The sequence below is a fragment of the Aliivibrio sp. 1S128 genome (assembly GCF_001691065.1).
GTDB lineage: Bacteria > Pseudomonadota > Gammaproteobacteria > Enterobacterales > Vibrionaceae > Aliivibrio.
Window position 1 is genome coordinate 1 of record NZ_MAJV01000092.1, and the last position, 505, is coordinate 505.

At 31.9% G+C, this 505-nt stretch carries 1 protein-coding gene; it reads left to right on the plus strand.

Annotation, left to right across the window (positions count from 1 at the left end; genetic code table 11):
- The first annotated feature begins 58 nt into the window (after nt 1–58).
- Nucleotides 59–475: an EVE domain-containing protein gene (locus A6E03_RS11240; protein ID WP_065600884.1), complete on the plus strand. Its 417-nt coding sequence runs from the start codon at nt 59–61 to the stop codon at nt 473–475.
- Nucleotides 476–505: the final 30 nt, after the last annotated feature.

Below are 505 nucleotides of genomic sequence, written 5' to 3' on the forward strand. Positions count from 1 at the left end.
GTTATGCAGGCGTTATATTTAAAATTGGAAAATTGGTATTTTAAAAATAGGGATAATAATGAAAACTTGGCTAGTTAATACTAATACAAAAGAAAAAAATGGTAATCCTCATGGATTTAAGTATATGTTGCGTCAAAGTAAAGCTGCAGCATTTTATGATCGTGCCCCTGAAATAGATAAAATTAAAAAAGGTGATTTAGTCTTTCTTTATCACAATCAAAATAGAATTATTGCGGTTGGGGCAGTTGTTACTCCCCATCAAGGTCATGACTTCGGTGAAGTTGAAAAAATTGAACATTGGGTTGATGTAAACTGGCTTTGGAAAGCCGATTTTAATTGTGAATTTGAGCCGACAAACTCTATTGATCGCAACGTATTAGGTATTACTATGGTTAATGGGACAGTAGTTAATGTTACTGATCAGGTTAATTATAAAGTACTTTTTGAACAGATTGCACAACGTCAAAATTTTTAAATATAACAAATGCATCAACACGATTTGCTA